Annotated in this window: 13 protein-coding genes; 1 reads left to right on the forward strand and 12 read right to left on the reverse strand. The window is 60.3% G+C overall.

The annotated features are described in order from the left end of the window. Positions 1-2: 2 nt before the first annotated feature. The 9 genes from BLS87_RS09285 to BLS87_RS09325 all read right to left on the reverse strand — a co-directional run bounded on the left by BLS87_RS09285 (position 3) and on the right by BLS87_RS09325 (position 11,822). Positions 3-1,427 carry a hypothetical protein gene (locus BLS87_RS09285; protein ID WP_074752208.1) on the reverse strand — a complete coding sequence of 475 codons (1,425 nt, stop codon included), beginning with the start codon at positions 1,425-1,427 and terminating at the stop codon, positions 3-5. Between the two features lie 71 nt (positions 1,428-1,498). Next, on the reverse strand, positions 1,499-2,662 hold the full coding sequence (locus tag BLS87_RS09290) for an iron-containing alcohol dehydrogenase (protein ID WP_074752209.1): 1,164 nt from the start codon (positions 2,660-2,662) through the stop codon (positions 1,499-1,501). Positions 2,663-2,860: 198 nt separating this feature from the next. Further along, on the reverse strand, positions 2,861-4,234 hold the full coding sequence (locus BLS87_RS09295) for a sigma-54 interaction domain-containing protein (RefSeq protein WP_074752210.1): 1,374 nt from the start codon (positions 4,232-4,234) through the stop codon (positions 2,861-2,863). A gap of 213 nt (positions 4,235-4,447) precedes the next feature. After that, a complete protein-coding gene (locus BLS87_RS09300) occupies positions 4,448-5,272 on the reverse strand; it encodes an ABC transporter permease (RefSeq protein WP_074752211.1) in 825 nt (274 codons plus the stop codon). A gap of 10 nt (positions 5,273-5,282) precedes the next feature. Beyond that, positions 5,283-6,530 (reverse strand): ABC transporter permease, encoded by a 1,248-nt coding sequence (locus BLS87_RS09305; RefSeq protein WP_074752212.1) that lies wholly within the window; start codon positions 6,528-6,530, stop codon positions 5,283-5,285. 112 nt (positions 6,531-6,642) lie between these two features. Beyond that, a complete protein-coding gene (locus BLS87_RS09310; protein WP_074752213.1) occupies positions 6,643-7,674 on the reverse strand; it encodes a polyamine ABC transporter substrate-binding protein in 1,032 nt (343 codons plus the stop codon). Positions 7,675-7,765: 91 nt separating this feature from the next. Then, positions 7,766-8,890, reverse strand: a complete 1,125-nt coding sequence (locus tag BLS87_RS09315; protein WP_074752214.1) for an ABC transporter ATP-binding protein — start codon at positions 8,888-8,890, stop codon at positions 7,766-7,768. Positions 8,891-9,180: 290 nt separating this feature from the next. Next, a complete protein-coding gene (locus BLS87_RS09320) occupies positions 9,181-9,810 on the reverse strand; it encodes a response regulator (protein ID WP_074752215.1) in 630 nt (209 codons plus the stop codon). Beyond that, positions 9,807-11,822 (reverse strand): PAS domain-containing sensor histidine kinase, encoded by a 2,016-nt coding sequence (locus tag BLS87_RS09325; RefSeq protein WP_074752216.1) that lies wholly within the window; start codon positions 11,820-11,822, stop codon positions 9,807-9,809. Before BLS87_RS09325 ends, BLS87_RS09320 begins: the two co-directional genes overlap by 4 nt. A 192-nt stretch (positions 11,823-12,014) precedes the next feature. Here BLS87_RS09325 and BLS87_RS09330 point away from each other — a divergent pair, with 192 nt between their 5' ends. Next, the gene (locus BLS87_RS09330; RefSeq protein WP_074752217.1) at positions 12,015-12,998 is read left to right on the forward strand and encodes an alpha/beta hydrolase family protein; all 984 of its coding nucleotides are present in this window, start codon (positions 12,015-12,017) and stop codon (positions 12,996-12,998) included. A 123-nt stretch (positions 12,999-13,121) separates the two neighbouring features. Here the strand turns inward: BLS87_RS09330 and BLS87_RS09335 are convergent, their stop codons facing one another. From BLS87_RS09335 to BLS87_RS09345, 3 genes are read right to left on the reverse strand one after another with little or no spacing between them, the layout of a single operon-like run. Further along, on the reverse strand, positions 13,122-13,892 hold the full coding sequence (locus BLS87_RS09335) for a DnaJ domain-containing protein (RefSeq protein ID WP_074752218.1): 771 nt from the start codon (positions 13,890-13,892) through the stop codon (positions 13,122-13,124). Next, positions 13,893-14,561 carry an N-acetylmuramate alpha-1-phosphate uridylyltransferase MurU gene (gene murU / locus BLS87_RS09340; protein WP_074752219.1) on the reverse strand — a complete coding sequence of 223 codons (669 nt, stop codon included), beginning with the start codon at positions 14,559-14,561 and terminating at the stop codon, positions 13,893-13,895. Between the two features lie 48 nt (positions 14,562-14,609). Then, positions 14,610-15,626, reverse strand: coding sequence for an aminoglycoside phosphotransferase family protein (locus BLS87_RS09345; protein WP_074752220.1), 1,017 nt, complete (start codon positions 15,624-15,626; stop codon positions 14,610-14,612). Between the last annotated feature and the right edge of the window lie 334 nt (positions 15,627-15,960).

Raw genomic sequence — 15,960 nt, forward strand, 5'->3', positions numbered from 1 at the left:
AATCAATCCACCAACGCTTCTTCCTTCACGCGTTCGGTGTTGGCGGCTGGCTTGGCGTCGACCACCCTCAAATCCTTGGCGAACGTTCCGTCCACTTCACCTTTGAAGAAGTTCTTCCCGTAGATCAGCAGGCACAGCACCACACCGATACCAAACGCCCAGCTCGCGCCTTTGATCGCCAGCACCGCGCCGATCACGCCCGCAATGCCCAGGTCACGCTGGCTGCGCGCTTCGAGGATACCCAGACGCACGCTCACGTAGCCCTGAATCAGCAGGGTCAGCGACAGCGCCACACCGAGAATCGGCTGAACCAGCGTCACGACCGGCAACAGCAGCAAGCCGGTGTTGGTGCCCCAGCGGAACGAGCCAACGCCACCGATGATCGACTGCATCGCCTTCGGGCCACCTTTGAAACGCTCGATCACCACGACCAGCATCGCGGCCCACTTCGGGCCGCACATGGCAACGTCCGGGCCGAAGATGCTCATGAACGCGTTACGCGCACCGAAGATCAAGTGAGCACGATCCGGGTTGTAGTCCACGACTTCATCGGTACGTACAGTTTGCGCCTCATCAAGCAGCGACTTCGCACTGAGGACGTCGCCGAAGACGATGATGTACACCGCCAGCATGGTCGGCAGCGCGGAGATAAACATCGACAACGGCGGCATACCCAGCCCGAACACGGTGTAGTGTTCCCACAACCCGGCGAAGTCCGGCTTGCTGATGCCCCATTGAATGGTCGGCCATGGCGCCTCACCGAACAGCGGTGCAATCACGACGGCTAGCAGGATGATCGGCAAGATGCCCAGCTTTGCGAAGTTCCACCAAAAACGGTTGCGCCGCTTCAGCTCATTGAAGTGCTGGGAGAAGATCAGGTAGAACGCGATGCCGACCGCGATGGAAATGGTCCACGGCAGCACGTTGAACTTGCCACCCACCTGGAACACGGCGATCACCGCGCTCAATCCAGCGCCGACGATGATCCCGGACTTGATCGCGGACGGCACGTATTCGACGACCTTCTTCGCCATCCCGGTGGCCCCGAGTGCAATCGAGAACACCCCGAGCATCAGCTGGAACGCAATCAAGGCATGGACACGCTCCGGGCCCATGGGGAATTGCGCGCAGTAAGCCATTAACAGCGGAACAGCCGGGGTGATCCAGCCCGGCACGGTTGGGTCGCCTAGCAGGTGGTGCGTGAGGTAAAGCAACCCGTTCAGCATCACCACCGCCAGTGCAACCTCGAAGGGCATGCCCAGCAGCTCGGTCATCAGCGGGATCGCGGCCAGGTCCACGGCACACATCAGCAGACCTTGCAGGTAGTCCGGCATCTCGAACGTGTAGTGAATGAACGGCAATCGCACCTTGAAAGGGCCGAGCGGGATGTACGGGCTTTCGCTCCGCGGTTGGGGAGTGTTGGACATTGTCTGCACCTGTTTTATTGGTCTTGTAATGGCTGACGCCCGAACGGGCCGGGCGTCTTGGCGTTTCGGGATCAGTAGGCTGCGCGGTAGATTTTTTCGATGTCGGCGGCGGTCAACTTGCGCGGGTTGTTGCGCATCAGGCGATCGATCTTGCTCGCCTCTTCGGCCATCGCAGGAATCGCATCCTCAGGCACGTTGAAGCTGCGCATGCCGGACGGGATGTCCACGGCGGCGCACAGATCAGCCATGGCTTTGACGGCCAGATCGGCGGCGTCCTTGTCGCTCAGCTCGGCGACTCGCACACCCATGGCTTCGGCGATGTCACGGAAGCGCTCGACGCACGCCATCTTGTTCCACGCCATCACGTACGGCAGCAACAAAGCATTGCTGACGCCGTGCGCGATGTTGAAACGGCCGCCCAACGGATACGCCAGCGCATGCACAGCACCCACGCCCGCGTTGCCGAACGCCATGCCCGCCATCAGGCTCGCGGTGGCCATGTCTTCACGGGCCTGCAGGTTGGCCGGGTTGGCGTAGGCCTTGGGCAGCGCCTTGGCGATCAGTTTGATGGCGCCCAGCGCGATGGCATCAGTGATCGGCGACGCGTTGACCGACAGGTACGACTCGACGGCATGCACCAGCGCGTCGACGCCACTGGCCGCTGTCACACTGCGTGGGCAAGTCAGGGTCATGATCGGGCTGACCAGGGCCACGTCAGGCAGCAGGTAGTCGCTGACGATGCCCTTTTTCAGCTGCGCTTCCTTGTCCGAGAAGATCGCCACATTGGTGACTTCCGAACCGGTGCCAGCAGTGGTGGGAATGGCAATCAGCGCAGGGCCTTTGCGCTTTACCAGATCCACGCCAAACAGCTCGGCGAGCGGGCCTTCGTGACCGGCAAACGCTGCAACCCCTTTGGCGATGTCGATGGCGCTGCCGCCACCAAGACCGATCAAACCGTCGTGGCCGCCGTGGCGATACGCACGGGTGCAGTCTTCGACGATGGAGATTTCAGGCTCAGGTTTGACCTGGTCGAAGATGCCGTAACGACGGCCTCCCAGTTGCGCCAGCGCCAGGTCGACGGTGCCGGATTTCACCAGAATGGCGTCCGTGACGATCAGGGGATTGTTGACGTTGAGGCGGGTCAGTTCAGCGGCAAGCTGCTCGATGGCGGCTTGGCCAGTGATCAGTTTGTTGGCGATTTTGAAGGCGCTGATTTGAGAGGCAGAGAGGCTCATCGTGCTCGTCCTGTGTGCGTTGTTTTATTGGAAGACGTGCAGGAGGAGTTAGCGAAAGCTGTGCCAATCCACGCAAAGCCCCACGCCATGGACCTTTGCGCGAATCACAGGGTGTCAGGAAGGCTTTTGACCGATCAGTCCTGATTAGCTTTCTGATCGATTTCACAGGTCTTGATTGAAATCCTGATCAGAGCGCCGTTAATCAGATCGCTCCCAGCGCTTCATCTTTTGCACCACGGTCGCCTGACTGACACCCAGCGCCTTGGCTGCCAGGCGAGTGGTTTTGTGAATCTGCAACGCGGCACGAATGGCCGAGCGCTCGGCGTTTTCCAGCACCTTGCGCAAGGGCAAGCGGCTGTCGTCGGTGTTCTGCGGGTTGAGGTTGAGGATTTCCTCAGGCAGATCCAGCGCCTCGATGGTGCCGCTCTGATTGGTCACCACCAGGCGCTCGACGATGTTGATCAGCTCGCGAATATTGCCCGGCCAGGCGTATTCGCACATCAGGTCCAGGACCTCAAGGCTCCACTGCACCTGGCGCTCGTACCGGCTATTAAAGCTTTCGAGGTAGTAATGCAGCAGCGGCGGGATTTCCTCACTGCGTTCGCGCAAGGCCGGAATATTGATCGGCACCACGTTAAGGCGATAGAACAGGTCCGCGCGGAAGCGCCCTTCTGCCACCAGCTGTTTGAGGTCGTGATGGGTGGCGCTGATGATGCGTACATCGACCTCTTTCAACTCAAGCCCGCCGACCGGGATAAAACGGTTCTCTTCGATGACCTTGAGCAGCTTCACTTGAACCGGCAACGGCAGGTCGCCGATTTCGTCGAGGAACAACGTGCCGTGGTGCGCCAGCTCCAGAAGACCGCGCTTGCCCTTCGGCCCCGCGCCGGTGAAGGCGCCTGGCGCGTAACCGAACAGCTCGGCCTCGATCAGGTTTTCAGGCAGCGCGCCGCAGTTGAGGGCAAGAAACGGCTCGCTGGCGCGCGGGCTGGCGTTGTGGATGAACTGTGCGACGAGTGTCTTGCCGACGCCGGTTTCACCTTGCAGCAGAACTTTCACTGGGCTGCTGGCGACCTGACGGGCCAGAGCGAAGACCCGACCGGAGACCTCTTGATCGGCCATCAGGGGAGAATGCAGGAGGTTGTCGCGCTGACCAGCATGCAGCTTGGCCGTGCTGTTGCGCAGTTGTTTGAGCTGCTGGAGTTCATCGCGCTCGTGCTTCATGCGCAGCAGTTCGGTCATGTCGCGAACCGTGCTGACCACGTAGGAAATGCGGTGCTCGGCATCGAGAATCGGCGTGGCACTTACCAGCAGTTTCTTGCCCTGACTGAGGCTCTGCATCACCGACACCGGCCGGCCTTCCTGCAGAACGCGCAACGAGGCCGATTGCGAGATGACGCCTTCCTTGACCAGCTCCTGCATGGGTCGGCCTATCAGGTCCGCGCCGCTGAGGCCGGTCAGACGCTCATAGGCGTGATTGACCTTGAGCGTCTTGCCGTCACCGTCGGTGATGTAGACGCCGTCATGCAAAGCGTTGAGCAGTTCTTCGAAACTGGCGTCGTTGACGTTCACCGAGGGCTCCGTGCGTGGTAGATCGCAAGAAGCGGAGTTTAAACGGTGAACGACCAATTGATACAAAACCGGAGGGTGGACGGAGCCCTACCTGTAGGAGCGCGCTTGCCCGCGATGCGTTGTGTCAGGCGATACCTTCGTCACAGACGCTACGCGATTCGCGGGCAAGCGCGCTCCTACAGGGGATGGCAGCTCCACTTGCAACTCTATGGCTTACTCCACCGCCGTGCGCAGTTTCTCACTGCGCCCGCGCAGCCATTCCAGGGCGAGCAGCAACACCACCGAAAAACCGATCAGCAGGGTCGCCGCTGCGGCGATGGTCGGGCTGAGGTTTTCACGAATGCCGCTGAACATCTGCCGTGGCAGCGTCGCTTGTCCGGGACCTGCGAGGAACAGGGTCACCACGACTTCATCGAACGAGGTCGCAAAGGCAAACAAGGCACCGGAAATCACGCCCGGCGCAATCAATGGCAAGGTCACGCGACGGAAAGCCGTCAGCGGTGATGCGCCAAGACTGGCGGCCGCGCGCACCAGGTTGTAGTTAAAGCCTTGCAGCGTGGCCGACACGGTGATGATCACGAACGGCACACCCAGCACCGCGTGGACCAGAATCAGTGAGGTGTAGCTGTTACCCAGCCCCAAGGGCGCGAAGAACAGGTAACTGGCAACCCCCACGATGACCACCGGCACGACCATCGGCGAGATGACCAACGCCATCACCAGCGACTTGCCGGGGAAGTTGCTGCGGGTCAAACCGATCGCTGCCAACGTTCCGAAGCCCATGGCGAGAATGGTCGCCGCAGGCGCGACGATCAGGCTGTTCTTCAATGAGCGCATCCACTCGGCCGAACCGAAGAAGTCCTGGTACCAGTGCAGCGAAAAACCCTGCAGCGGATACACCAGAAAACTGCCCGAGTTGAACGACAGCGGCACGATGACCAGCACCGGCAACACCAGGAACAACAGAATCAGCCCGCACAGGATGCGCAGTGCGTAGTACCAGACCCGCTCGATGGGCGAGGAATAAGGGCTCAACATTTCAGTCTCCTCAGCTCAGACGCAGGCGGCTGGCACCGACCAGCCAGCTATAGATCAGGTACAGCACGACAGTCGCCAGCAACAGCAAGCCACCCAAGGCCGTGGCCATACCCCAGTTGATGCTGGTGTTGGTATAGAAGGCCACGAAATAGCTGACCATTTGATCGTTGGGGCTGCCGAGCAAGGCCGGGGTGATGTAGTAACCGATGGACAGGATGAACACCAACAGACAGCCTGCGCCGACACCGGCGTAGGTCTGCGGGAAGTACACGCGCCAGAAGCTGGCGAACGGGTTGCACCCAAGGGAAATCGCGGCCCGCATGTACGTGGGTGAGATGCCCTTCATGACGCTGTAAATCGGCAGGATCATGAACGGCAACATGATGTGCACCATCGAGATGTACACGCCGACCCGGTTGAACACCAGTTCCAGCGGCTTATCGATGATGCCCAGCGCCATGAGGGCACCGTTGATCAGACCGCTCGACTGGAGCAAAACGATCCATGCCGCGACGCGCACCAGAATCGAGGTCCAGAACGGCAACAGCACCAGAATCATCAGCAAGTTGCTTTGACGTGCAGGCAGATTCGCCAACAGGTACGCCAACGGATAGGCAAGGAACAGGCAGATCACCGTTATCACCAGACCCATCCAGAAGGTGCGGGCAAAGATATCGATGTAGATCGCTTGATCAGGGGTCGCTGGCGCCACTTCACCGAGGTCATCGATACGGTGATCCACAGCGGCCAACAAATAATAGGGGGTGAAGCTCGACGTGTTGCGACGGATCGCCTGCCAGTACGCGGGATCACCCCAGCGTTCATCGAGGGCTTCCAGCGCTTCTTTATAAGAAGCAGGTTCTTCCTTGAACGGAACGGCACGGGCCGTTTTCGCCAGTAGGCTGCGGTAACCAGCCAGCTCCTGGTTCAGGCGCCTGGACAGGTCGCCCAGGGTCTGATTCTTGCGGGCTTCGGCCAGATCCTGGCTCGCGGCCTTGTAGACTGACTCGGGAGGCAGACCTTTGCCGTCCCATTTCGACACTTCAACCACGGTCAGCGGCATGCCGCCAACCACTTCAGGGTTGTTCACGCTTTTGTAGAGCAGCGCCGCAATCGGCACCAAAAACACCAGCAGCAGGAAAATCGCCAATGGCGCGATCAACGCCTGAGCCTTCCAGCGGTTGACGCGCTCGGCACGGGCCAGGCGTTGCTTCAAGGTCGGGCTGGCGCCTTCAGTCAGGGGCACGGCGGTGGCCATAGCGAACTCCGAAATCTTTCAACTAAGGGTGCGTTTTCTCACTCGACGAGAAGGAAAACGCACCCGGATCTAACTCAAATCACGACGCCAAACGGCACCGTCTTTCGCAGGCTTACTTGGCAGCCCAAGCGTTGAAGCGCTGCTCCAGTGACTCGCCATTGTCTGTCCAGAAGCTCACGCTCAACTGCACCTGATCCTTGATGTTCTCAGGCGTGGTTGGCATGTTTTTCTGGTTATCCGCCGTCAGCAGACTAACGGCCTGCGTGTTAGCCGGACCGTATGCGATGTTTTCGGAGTAGGTCTTCTGCTGTTCAGGCTTGAGCGTGTAAGCGATGAACTTCTTCGCTTCCTCGGCGTTTTTTGCGCCTTTCGGAATGGCCCACGAATCGAAGTCATACACGCCGCCGGTCCAAACCACTTTCAGGTTGCTTTCTTTCTGCACGGCGGCGATGCGACCGTTGTAGGCCGAGCTCATCACGACGTCGCCAGACTGCAGGAACTGAGGCGGCTGTGCGCCCGCTTCCCACCACTGAATGCTTGGTTTGAGTTTGTCGAGCATCTTGAAGGCGCGGTCCTGACCATCTTTGCTGGCCAGCACTTTGTAGACGTCTTTCGGCGCAACACCGTCAGCCATCAGCGCGAATTCCAGGGTGTACTTGGCGCCCTTGCGCAGGCCGCGCTTGCCTGGGAATTTCTCGGTGTTCCAGAAATCGGCCCAACCGGTCGGGGCGGATTTCAGCTTGTCGGCGTTGTACGCCAATACGGTCGACCAGACGAAGAAGCCCACGCCGCAGGTCTGAATCGCACCGGGCACGTAGTCTTCTTTCTTGCCCAGAATGGCCGGATCGATTTCTTCGAACATGTCTTCGTCGCAACCGCGAGCCAGCTCAGGCGATTCAACCTCAACCAAGTCCCAGCTCACGCTCTTGGTGTCGACCATGGCTTTGACCTTGGCCATCTCACCGTTGTACTCGCCCGCAATGATCTTGCCGCTGCCCTTTTTTTCCCAAGGCGCGTAGAAGGCCTTTTCCTGCGCAGCCTTGTTCGCGCCACCGAAGGAAATGACTGTCAGGTCGGCGGCCATGGCTTGCGCCGCGCACATCATGCCGACCGATAGAGCGGTGAGCTTCAATGTCTTGAGCATTTGTTTTTCTCTCCACGAGCAATGTTGGTTAAGCAATGGGGGGCGATTCGGTCGCCTCTGGGTGCTTCTGTTTGCGACGACAGCGGATGAATCAATGCGCTTCCTGCAAAGGGTCCAACGCGCGAGCGTGTTCGACCTGCCATCCAATGGGCACAACGTCGCCAACGCTCAATGCCGGATCCAGCTCGGCGATGGGCTGTTTGACGAAGAAATCGGTTTTTCCAGCGACTTCCAGACGCACACGCACGTGGTCGCCCAGATAGATGAATTCAGCCACTCGGCCGGAGAAACGGTTAACGCAGCTTTCGCTCCGACCGTTGAGGTTCACACGCTCAGGACGAATCGACAGGGTGACGGAGTCGCCCGGTGCGCCGACGTTGACCGCCAGCGCCTCGACCTTCTCACCCCGGCCCAGGGTGACGACGCAACGGTCGCCGGTCTGGCTGAGCAGGGTGCCGTTGATGCGGTTGTTCTCGCCGATGAAGTTGGCGACGAAGGTGTTTTTCGGCTCTTCGTACAGCGTGCGCGGCGGCGCGATCTGCTGGATTTCACCTTGGTGAAAGACGGCCACGCGGTCGGACATGGTCAGCGCCTCGCCCTGGTCGTGGGTCACGTAAACAACCGTCACGCCCAGACGCTGGTGCAGGTGCTTGATCTCCATCTGCATGTGCTCGCGCAGTTGCTTGTCGAGTGCGCCGAGGGGTTCGTCCATCAGCACCAGTTGCGGCTCGAACACCAGCGCGCGGGCCAGCGCGACACGCTGTTGCTGACCACCGGACAATTGCGCCGGATAGCGATGGGAGAACGTGCCGAGCTGCACCATGTCGAGGGCACGTTTGACCTTCTCGGCAACGTCGGTCTTGCTCATGCCGCGCACCGACAGCGGGAACGCCAGGTTCTCGGCGACCGTCATGTGCGGGAACAGCGCGTAGTTCTGGAACACCATGCCGATGTCGCGCTTGTGGGGTGGCACGTTGTTGATCGAGCGACCGGCCAGCAGGATCTCGCCCGCCGTCGGTGTCTCGAACCCGGCGAGCATCATCAGGCTGGTGGTCTTGCCGGAGCCCGAAGGCCCGAGCAGGGTAAGAAACTCGCCCTTGCGGATGTCCAGGTTGAGGTCTTTGACGATCAGGGCTTCGCCGTCGTAGCTCTTTTGCACACCACGAAAGCTGACCAGAACATCACTTGCCCCAGCGCTTGAATCGACGTTGCTCATTACCCACACCTTTGTTTAATCAACCGTGGGAACAAGCCTAGATTAGCCCGCAGACCGCGCAAATCGGGGTGTAGGAGAGATTGTCCTAGGCGCCATGGAAGGTTCTCTGTAGGAATTGCCCTACACGGATGGCGGGAATAGGCATGCAGTCAGGCAAACGGATTTCGCACGTGGAAACCCGTTCGCGGGCAAGCGCGCTCCTACAGGGGATCGCAGTCTTTCTGTGGGAGCGAGCTTGCTCGCGAAGGGGTCATTACAGGCGATGAAAACCGTCGTTTTCAGACACGTGATCAGACCAGCTTGTGCTCCATCGCATACTTCACCAGCTCCGCCAGCGAGGTAATGTTGAGCTTCTGCATCAGGCGCGCCTTGTGGGTGCTGATGGTCTTGCTGCTGAGCGCCAGTTGCTGGGCGATGTCGTTGACATTGGCGCCTTGGGCCAGGCGCTCGAACACCGAGAACTCGCGCTCGGACAGCAGCGAATGCAACGGCCGGCTATCCGTCAGCCCAACCTCGAACACCATGCGATCGGCCAGGTCTGGATCGATGTAACGACCACCCGCCGCCACCCGCCGGATCGCGGTCAGCAGCAACGCCGGATCACTGTCCTTGGTGGCGTACCCGGCAGCACCCACCTTCAGGGCGCGAGCCGCCATCTGCGCCTCGTCGTGCATCGAGAGCACCAGAATGGCAGGAGGGTTGTTCAGCGCGCGGATTCGCGGGATGGCTTCCAGACCGTTCACGCCGGGCATGGAGATGTCGAGCAGCACCACTTCGCACTCGATATGACGCAACCCTTCCAGCAACTGTTCACCATTGCTGGCCTCCCCCACCACTTGCAGGTCTTTGGCCAAGCCGATCAACTGCTTGATGCCTTCACGAACGATGGTGTGGTCTTCGGCGACCAATACACGAATCACTGCACTTGCTCCTGCGCGACCTGTTCCAGCGGAATGTAGATGCGCAAGGTTGTGCCTTCTCCCAGCGTGCTGTCCAGATGCAATCGTCCGCCCATGATCAATACGCGCTCGCGCATGCCCACCAGCCCGAACGACGCTGGACGCTCTGCATCTTGATCGAAGCCTTTGCCGTCGTCGGCCACGCTCATGCACAGCACGCCGTTGTTCAGGCTCAGGTTCAGCTCGACGGTGTGCGCCTCGGCATGACGCATGACGTTGGTCAGCGACTCCTGGAGGATGCGAAACAGACCAATGGCCGTCGCGTCCGGCAACGCGGGCAGGTTGTCCGGCACCTGGACAAGACATGGAATCTGCGTGCGCGCTTCAAAACGCCGGGCTTGCCACTCGATCGCCGAGGCGATGCCAGCATCGAGAATCGGCGGACGCAACGCGGTGGCGACGTCACGCACCAGCTGAAACAACTGGGCGATCAAGCGCTTCATGCTGTTCAGGCGGTCCCGCAACCCTGGATCGAGGTCGGCATAGGCCAGTTCGCACATGGACGTTTCCAGTTTGAGCACGGTCAACATCTGACCCAGTTCGTCATGAACCTCACGGGCGATGCGCGCCTTTTCCTCTTCCCGAACGGTTTCCAGGTGCGCCGACAACTCCCGCAGCTGCTCGGCCAGAACCTGCAAGCGGGCTTCGCTTTCCTGCAACGCGGCCAGCGAGCGACGGCGCTCGGTCACGTCGGTGATGAACACCACCAGGTATTCAGCCTCGCGAAAGCGCAAAAAGCTGAGCGAAACGTCCGCGGGCAGGATGCTGCCGTCCGCGCGAACACAATTACTTTCGAAGCTCTGCGGGGCCTCATCACTGGAGCGTGCGTTCTTCCACAGGTTAAGCCAGCGATCCATGTTCAGCCCGGGCTCGAAATCGATCAAAGGACGATCGACCACCCCGCCCGGCGCATACCCCAGCATGCTTTCCGCCGCGCGATTGGCGTAACGCACGTGGCTGTCCCAGTTGACCCAAAGAATGCCGACTGTGCTCTGATCGATGGAGAATTGCGCCAGACGCAGCGACTCCTCACCTGCCCGGCGCTTGGTAATGTCCTCACGCGCGGCCAACAACTCACGCTCCAGCGCCTGCTGTTGCTTGCGTTGCCAGAGCACAATGGCGGCGCTCGCCATCACCAGCACTAACAACAGCAGCGTGAGGTTTTTCCAAAGGCCCGGGGACTCACTGACGTGCGGGTATTTGGGCTGCAACCACTGGGCATGCAACTGGTCGAGGTCTTTGGGTGCGATGACGTTCAGCGCGCGACTGATGATCTCGGCAAGCTCGGGCATGTCGCGCCGGGAGGCGACCCGCAGCAACTGCGGAAAGCCGATATCGCCGACCACGGCCAGGCCCGCGAACTCGCTTTCCCGGGACAACCGACTGAGTTGCGCTTCGTCGACGACTGCATACCGTGCCTGCTGGCTCAACAGCAACTGCAACGCCTGGCGCTCCATCGGCACACCCTGCAGATTGAGGTGGGTGTAGTTGGAGCGCAGGTAGTCCGCAGTGGTGCTGGGCATGCGCACGGCGACGCGCACCTGGCTGTCCAGTTTCTCCAGATCGACAACACCCGAGCCATCACGCTCACCGACCACCAGTTGCGGCACACGCATGTAAGGGTCGGAGTACAGCCACAGGCGAAGCCCGGCAGGCGTTTGCGTCAGGCCGGGCGCAAAGTCGATCTCGCCATCGGCGAGCGCTTTCTCAAGCTCCGCCTGATCCGAAAAATTACGCCATAGCAACTCGACCTGCAGGGTTTTGGCCATCAGGTTGACCAGATCGACGTTGGCCCCCGACAGCACCTGCGCCCGTCGGTCAAACTGCGCATAGGGTGCCTGCAACACCAGTCCGACCCGCAACTGAGCGCGTTGATTGAGCCAGTCTCGCTGCGCACCGCTGAGCGGATCAGGCGGCGCAGTGGGCACGCCAGCCTGCGCCAGTGAAGAGAGGACGGTCAGCACCAGAAACATCAAGAGCGCTCTCGGACAGCCGATAACCCGAAGGCACAGCACGTGGATTCTCAACCCGTCATCTCCACTTCCCTGAATCCTCGATCAATCATGTGGTGTACCTGGCTCCCGACGCGTTCGCCGATACTGGCCTGACAAACCGTCATCAACCCATTAGGCTGCCGGAATTGTTTCTGGCTTTTGGAATATCCGATGTCCTACACCATTCGCGCAATGTTTCCCGCGATTTGCCTGACGCTGATACTACCTTGCTCGCAGATCGCGATGGCGGCAGACCCTGCACCGACCAAAGACGCCAAGCCTGCCGAAACCCCCGTCGAGCGCGCAGCCCTGCCCTCTCGCAGCCAGGAAGATGCGCTGGCGCTTGAACGTTCGGTGCCCCAAGCCGAACAACAGCAGCTGCAGGCTGGCGACGACAGTTTCCTGGCCCTGTGGAAGCCCGCCAACATTGATGAACCGAAGGGCGCAGTGGTGATCGTGCCCGGCGCGGACGAATCACCCGACTGGCCCAATACCGTCGGGCCGCTTCGTCGCAAGCTCCCCGACGTGGGTTGGTCAAGTTTGAGCCTGAGCATGCCGGACGCCTACAACGACGTTTTCGCACGTGCCGCCGATCCGGCCCCTGCGGGCGACAAAGCGCCTGCCGACAAGGACAAGCCCAAGGACGCTCAAGCCAAGACGCCCGATCCGGCCGCCAGCGCTGAAGCCGATGCGGCCGCTGCCGCCGAGCAAGCGGCAGCACAAGCGGAACTGGCCAAGGCTAACGCGGAAAAAATCTTTGCCCGTATCGACAGTGCCGTGGCGTTCGCTCAACAGAACAAAGCGCGCACCGTCGTATTGCTGGGCCATGGCACAGGCGCCTACTGGGCCGCGCGGTACATGAGCGAGCACGCTTCGCCTGCCGTTCAGAAACTGGTGATGGTGACGGCGGTGGATACCGGAAAGGACACGCCAACGTTGCTGGAGCTGCTACCGACCCTGAAAGTCGCGACAGCGGACTTCGTCAACAAGGAGCGAACCGTTGCGCGGCAGCAGGCACAGGACCGTCTGGATGCGAGCAAACGTGTGAAGAATGCACGCTTCACTCAAGTGGCGCTGAGCACGATTGCGGGTAATCCGGCGATGGAGCAGGATCAACTGTTCCGTCGGGTTCGCGGGTGGCTGGAGAGTCAGTAAGGTCGACTCACCTTGTAGGAGCACGCTTGGCCGCGGTTGCGATCTGCCCGCCAATGATGAAGCGTCTGACCCTGCGCAATCGCGGGTAAGCGCGCGCCTACAGGTGACATACAACCCTGGAAGTCACCGAAACCCCCGCCGATCACGAATGACGGCATAGGCGTTGTGCAACTCCCGAGTCCTTTCCGTCGCATCACGCACCTGAAGTTGATTGGCACCTGAGCCCGCGACCTTGTCCGGGTGGTGGCGACTCAATAAACGCCGGTATGCATGCTTGATCTGCGCGGGCTCCGAATCAGACCTCACGCCCAGCAGTCGTAGCGCTTCCTGATACTCCCCTGCGCTACTGGCAGGCGCACGAGCCCTTTGCTCATCCTCACCGGATGACAGCCCCTCGACCTTGTCCGCAGGCCAGCCCAGCCATTTGCCCCACAGCACGATCAACTCACGCTCTACGCGCGTGGCTCTGCCGTCTGCCCAGGCCATACGCCAGCAGGCGCGCAGAAGCCCTTCGGCCGCATTCGGTTGTGGTTTCAAGCGCGTCAGGTGCACACGCAGGTTGTCGCGCCCGTCCTTGCCGCGATTGAACGCCGCAATCGCCCGCCGCTTCGCGGGATCGCTCATTTCCAGTCGCTGCATCTCAATGCGCGCCTGCTGAATATGACCGTCAACGACCCGACCCTCGCTTTTGGCCAACCGACCCAGCAGGATGAAAATCAACTCGTCGTCGCGAGGAACGCTGCGTCCGCTGACACGCTCGCGCAGTTCGGCCAGGCTCTGCACGTGCAGACGCCGGTCCAACGCCTGCCCCAACAAAGCCCCCAGCATGGCGCCGGGAATGCTCGCGATCGCATACCCGACGCCACCGCCGATCACTGTGAATGGCCACAGCATTTAGGGTTTCACCGCAAGAATCTGTTCGACTTCCGCCAACCGTTCATGGGTCCCGACATCCACCCAGCGTCCGGTGAAATGCTCTCCGGTCACCTGCCCCTTGCCCATCGCATCGCGCAACAACGGCGCGAGCTTGAACGCCCCCGCGCTGCACCCGGCAAACAGCTGTGGGTGCAACACCGCAATGCCGCTGTAGGTCAGGCGCGACAGGCTGGCGTCATCCCGAACCTCTCCCCCCACCAGCGCGAAGTCGCCGGTCGGGTGATGCAGCGGGTTGTCCACCAGCACCAGATGCGCAAGCCCTTTGATCGGTGCCCTAAGCGGCGCGAAATCGCAATCGGTCCAGATGTCGCCGTTAACCACCAGAAAAGGTTCGTCACCCAATAACGGCAGCGCGCGAAAAATACCGCCGCCTGTTTCAAGCGGCTCACCTTCAGGGGAATAGGCGATGTTCAACCCCAGGCGCTGACCGTCGCCCAGATAATCCTCGATCTGCTGACCGAGCCAGGCGTGGTTGATCACCACATCGGTGAAGCCTGCGCGCTTGAGCGCGCGCAGGTGATATTCGATCAACGGGACGCCACCGGCACGCACCAGCGGCTTGGGCGTGTGCAGGGTCAGCGGGCGCAAGCGCTCGCCTTTGCCTGCGGCGAGAATCATCGCTTTCATGCGTCCCTCTTCCAGACAGTCTTCACATCCATTCCTTAAAACGATGGCTTATTGTTTTGGCTGACCAAGACTGGTCAGCAGGTTGCTCAACTCAACCAGTTCAGGTCGGCGCGCCAGCACGGCTTCTATATAAGAGAAGAAGCGTGGCACGTCGGCAACGTAACGAGGTTTGCCATCACGATGGCAAATGCGAGCAAAAATACCGATCACCTTCAAATGCCGCTGTACGCCCATCAAATCACTGGCACGGCAAAATTCGTCGAAATCATCCTGCACGGGGATACCCACGGCACCCGCTTTGTCCCAATACAGCTTGAGCCAGCGCGCGACACGCTCCTGCGGCCAGCTCAGAAAGGCGTCTTTGAACAGGCAAGTGATGTCATAGGTCACCGGGCCGTACACCGCGTCCTGAAAGTCCAGCACGCCAGGGTTCGGCTCGCTGAGCATCAAGTTGCGCGGCATGTAGTCGCGGTGCACCAGCACCTTCGGCTGCGCCAGCGCGCTGTCGATCAACAGTTCACTGACCCGTTGCCAACTGGCCTGTTGCGTTGCATCGAACTCGATACCCAAATGACGCTTCACGTACCACTCGGGAAAAAGCTCAAGCTCACGGCGTAACAGCGCCACGTCGTAACTGGGCAGTGGTGCTTCCATTGGCAACTGCTGAAATGCCAGCAGCGCGTCGATGGCATCGGCGAACAATTGATCGGCATTTTGTACATCGATGACGTCGAGGTAGGTTTTTCGGCCCAGATCGTTCAGCAGCAGAAAGCCCTGATTCAGGTCTTCGGCATAAATTTTCGGAACATTAATTCCTGATTTGCTCAATAAATGAGCGATATCAACGAAGGGTTTGCAGTTTTCCTGAGGCGGAGGAGCGTCCATCACGATAAAAGTGCGGCCCTCACCCTCCCAACGGAAATAGCGTCGGAAACTGGCGTCACTGCTGGCCGCAGTCAACGTGGCTGGGGGTATGGCGCCCCAACCTTGAGCCAAAAACAACTTCGGCAGCTGCTCATCGAGCCAATCTTTCAGGTGTTGCAGGCGTACATCTTGATCTGGCATTGCAAGGGTCTCCGACGGCGCTAGCCGTCAAGCGGGTCATGCTTTATTATCCGACATCTTTTTCAGCCCATCGAGAGGCGTGCGGCCCCCCCGCGGGCAGATGGCGCGCAGGAAGCCCGGACTAATAAGATGGCATTGAAATCCCCCGCGTTTCGTAAAAAATTTCCGTTGCTCGTAACCGGCAGTCTGCTGGCGATGCAACCTCTGGCCACCCAGTACGTGGTTGCAGCTGAACAGTATGACTGCTCGGTGTCTGCAACAGGTTCCTGGGATTGCTCCCCGAAAACCAACGCAGCCCAGTTGCCTCCGCGGCCAGTGCACGACGCCAACAGCG

It is taken from the genome of Pseudomonas abietaniphila (assembly GCF_900100795.1).
Taxonomy (GTDB): Bacteria; Pseudomonadota; Gammaproteobacteria; order Pseudomonadales; family Pseudomonadaceae; genus Aquipseudomonas; species Aquipseudomonas abietaniphila.